Origin of the sequence: Xenorhabdus sp. IM139775, assembly GCF_028598745.1 — a bacterium.
Taxonomy (GTDB): domain Bacteria; phylum Pseudomonadota; class Gammaproteobacteria; order Enterobacterales; family Enterobacteriaceae; genus Xenorhabdus.
Map to the genome: position 1 here is coordinate 1 of NZ_JAQRFK010000131.1, position 3,860 is coordinate 3,860.

At 40.6% G+C, this 3,860-nt stretch carries 5 protein-coding genes; 3 read left to right on the forward strand and 2 right to left on the reverse strand.

The window, feature by feature from the left end; translation table 11 throughout:
- Positions 1–220: 220 nt before the first annotated feature.
- Together ybjG and PSI17_RS16085 are read right to left on the reverse strand one after the other, a co-directional pair.
- Complete coding sequence (gene ybjG / locus PSI17_RS16080) at positions 221–829, reverse strand: undecaprenyl-diphosphate phosphatase (RefSeq protein WP_273552927.1); 609 nt, start codon at positions 827–829, stop codon at positions 221–223.
- Between the two features lie 487 nt (positions 830–1,316).
- A complete protein-coding gene (locus tag PSI17_RS16085) occupies positions 1,317–1,580 on the reverse strand; it encodes a GrxA family glutaredoxin (RefSeq protein ID WP_273552928.1) in 264 nt (87 codons plus the stop codon).
- Between the two features lie 199 nt (positions 1,581–1,779).
- Between PSI17_RS16085 and PSI17_RS16090 the strand changes: the two genes are divergently transcribed.
- From PSI17_RS16090 to rlmC, 3 genes are all read left to right on the forward strand, one after another.
- Positions 1,780–2,091 (forward strand): YbjC family protein, encoded by a 312-nt coding sequence (locus tag PSI17_RS16090; RefSeq protein ID WP_273552929.1) that lies wholly within the window; start codon positions 1,780–1,782, stop codon positions 2,089–2,091.
- 83 nt (positions 2,092–2,174) lie between these two features.
- Positions 2,175–2,720, forward strand: coding sequence for a YbjN domain-containing protein (locus PSI17_RS16095; protein WP_273552930.1), 546 nt, complete (start codon positions 2,175–2,177; stop codon positions 2,718–2,720).
- Positions 2,721–2,752: 32 nt separating this feature from the next.
- Positions 2,753–3,860: 23S rRNA (uracil(747)-C(5))-methyltransferase RlmC (gene rlmC, locus PSI17_RS16100; protein WP_273552931.1), on the forward strand; the 1,108-nt coding region annotated here is incomplete at its 3' end.

Below are 3,860 nucleotides of genomic sequence, written 5' to 3' on the forward strand. Positions count from 1 at the left end.
AGCAACATCCAACCATATCAGAGACACCAGTCACATCGGTCGCTTGACTATTGTTTGCTCATTTTAGCCATCATTTAGCCATTATCATCATTTAACCATCATTAGTATAGAAATGTGACTGGTGCATAGCCATCTGATAGATAGCTATCCAGATAATTAGGTCCCTTTTTCTGTTTCTGTCTTGTCATTTGCACTCTATTGAGTTTGCATTTGGGTTTGATTAATTTTTTACCCACCCTTTTTTGATAAAAAATGCGCAGCAGAATTGGTAAAGCCGGGTCAGTTTATTTTGCAAATGTTCTCCGTATTGGTTCCAAAATATTTGGGAAAAAGCACATGCCAACAGGCTTACTAAAAATGCACCAACCATATCGATTGGCCAGTGAACACCCACATAGACACGAGACCAGGCAATGGCACAAGCGATGATCATGAGACATAAGCCTAACCAAACCCGGTGCCAGAATATAAATGCCAGAGCGAAAGTAAAGACCGCTGTACCGTGGTTACTGGGAAAAGATTCCGTGGGGGCATGATAAAGAAAATTATGGCCAAAACCTTCAACAAATGGTCGGGCATGTGGAACAATGACACCGATGATATAGGATGTCGCTATGCCAAAGGCAAAAGCAATACACGCTTTACTGACAACCCTGCGTTGCGATGTGATGGCCTTTTCTTTTCCCCAAAGCCAGCAGATGGCAAGGGTAACGGGGTAAATAAATACGCAATATTTCGCTATAAAGATGGCAAGCGAGATCATTGCTGGTGGTGAATCCGGGGTTGCATTGATAAAGGTAAACAGATTGTGGTTAAGTTGTTCTAGCAAGGTAAGCCTCACAAGCGAGATATTTATGTAAACAGGGTGATTTTATTTTATCAACTTGTTGTTAACAATAATAATTTCACATAAAAAAGAGAATTACATTGATTGGTCATTTTATTTAATGCTTGTTGATGTTGCATGAGTAAATAATATAGGCAATGTGATAGTAATGAAAGATAACCTCTATCTTGCAAATAATTCGTAACTGATGGCGTGGCTAACAAAAAACCCGATAGTCTTTAACCAAAGTGGATGACTATCGGGCTCCTCAATATGGGGACATCAAAGAAAAGCAGTGGCAATAATTAAGACTACGTTATGAAGTGAAAGTTCTCATGCCTGAGAAAAAAATCGCAAAATTTTTTCAAGGGCATGGAATTTTTTTCGAAGGGAAGTATGGTTAAGGTTCCCGCTATCCAGCAGGGGGAAGGTTTCTGGCAGGATAGCGGTTTTTTTGACGACTGATTTTATAGCTAATTATTGGGTTCGATTATTTGTATAGTCCTAGATTTTCTTTGGCATAAGCCTCAAAATCTGTGCAGCCACCGATATGTTTTTCGTCAATGAAGATCTGAGGAACGGTTTCAACAGGTTTGCCCACCGTTTTTGATAAGTCGTTTTTGGTGATGTTTTCAGCCCAGATATCGACATAACGATAATCAAAGTCGTCGCGCTCTGTTTTTAGTTTCTCAGCGAGTTCTTTGGCGCGAACGCAGTATGGGCAACCAGGGCGACCAAAAATGACAGTGTACATACAAACTCCTTAGTGGTAATGATCATGAACTTCATAGAATGTCATCTGGCGTTACTATGCCTGTAAGCACTCACAAAAAAAAGCAGGAATTACCTTTTATTGTAATTAGTCCTACCAATAAGCGGGATTCAGGTATGATAGGCTTACGATGACGATAAGTAACGAAAAGCCTGTTTTTCAGGCGGGAACAGGTTAAAGAATGAAAATGAACTCATCAAAATCGATGCGCTCATTGGCTGATATGCCTAAGCGAGTTATTTTATTGGAAATATTGGGAGTGGGTTTATTGATTCTGGCTTACTTGTCGATAACCGATAGCATAATTATATCACCTTTAGTAATGACGACAGAAGCACACATTGCTATGATTTTATTGGGTATAGGTTGCCTGATACCCGCAGCTATCCATATTATCTGGCGTGCGGTCTATAATCTTTCCTTTTTGGGAATTGATCATAAGAAAGCGGATAAAAACCATCAGGTTGTCACTGATGATGAAAAAACAAAATAGGTTAATTATTTACATGCAGCTACTCGCAGGGGACGCTTCCTCAGGTAGCATGTGTAATTTCTCGGTCATATGAGGTTAATTCGATGGATTCTATGGTTATTCCCGATTTGTCAACTCTGCGCACGTGGCTTGAACAGCTTAAGATCTCTTATTTTGAGAATGATTCAGGCTCAGTCTTGCATTTGCCTCATATGCAGAATATCGATGGCCTGTTTGATGCCAAGCTCGATCTGTTGGATGATGTCGTATTGTTTTCTGCTTTAGCTGAAGTCAGGCCAACGGCGATAATTCCATTAGTTGCTAATTTGAGTCAGATTAATGCCTGTTCCCTTACTGTGAAAGCATTTCTTGATGTTCAGGATGAAAACTTACCTAAGTTGATTGTTTGTCAGGCATTCCCTATTTCTGCTGGGATGACTTTCAAACAATTTTCCAATTTTATGCAGCAAGGTGAAGAACAGATTGCTAATGTGATTTTTGAAATTCACAGCAATAATCTTCTCTATGTCAATCATGATATAGATAGTGAGATGGAAAGCGAGATGGAAAGTGAGATGGAAGTTGAAGTAGAGATTGAGGATGAAGAATCATTGGCCTCGACGAAAACATCAACCTTTACGTTGCACTAAATTTTTTATTTTTTGATATGGTTTCTTTTACAATGCAATGTGCGCAGTATACCGCGGGGCATTGTCACTCCTGTCAGTGGCTCGATAAGTCCTATTCACAGCAATTATCTGATAAACAACAATATTTAAAGCAACTTTTACAGGAAGAATCGGTAGTACATTGGCTGTCGCCAGTAACTAGCAAAACGAGTGAGTTTCGAAATAAAGCCAAGATGGTAGTCAGTGGCAGTGTTGAGCGTCCATTGCTTGGTATGTTGCATCGTGACGGCAGAACGGTGGATCTTTGCGATTGTCCGCTGTATCCAAAATATTTTCAGCCCGTATTTGCCGCAATAAAAACATTTATCGCCAAAGCTGGCCTGGTTCCGTACAACGTTGAACGTAAAAAAGGGGAATTAAAACATATTCTTCTGACAGAAAGCCGTGCTAATGGCGAAATCATGCTGCGCTTTGTCCTGCGTTCAGAAATAAAATTGGCTCAACTGGAGCGGGCTTTGCCTTGGTTAAAGGAACAGTTGCCACAAGCAACAGTCATTTCCGCGAATATTCAACCAACCCATATGGCGATTCTGGAAGGTGATAAGGAAATTATTTTTACTGAACGTCAGATGTTGAAGGAAATTTTTAACGGTATTCCTTTGTATATTCGCCCGCGTAGTTTTTTCCAGACGAACCCGGATATTGCTTCAGCGTTGTATGCAACTGCTGGGCGTTGGGTCAGGGAATTGAATATTAGCAGTATGTGGGATCTGTTTTGTGGTGCGGGTGGTTTTGGTCTGCATTGTGCAGATAAAAAGACCCGATTAACGGGGATTGAGATCAGTGCAGAAGCGATTAGCTGTGCTAAAAGTTCTGCCAACAGCCTTGGATTGGAGCAGGTAGACTTTCAGGCGCTGGATTCTACTCATTTTGCCCTTGATAAATCACAAATACCGGAGTTAGTACTGGTAAATCCTCCTCGCCGGGGGATTGGTAAAGCGCTTTGTGAATACCTTAGCCGGATGGCGCCGAGATTTGTTCTCTATTCGAGTTGTAATGCTCAAACGATGGCGAAAGATATCACGATGCTTCAACAATATCGAATAGAAAAAGTACAGTTATTCGATATGTTTCCTCATACCGAACATTATGAAACATTGG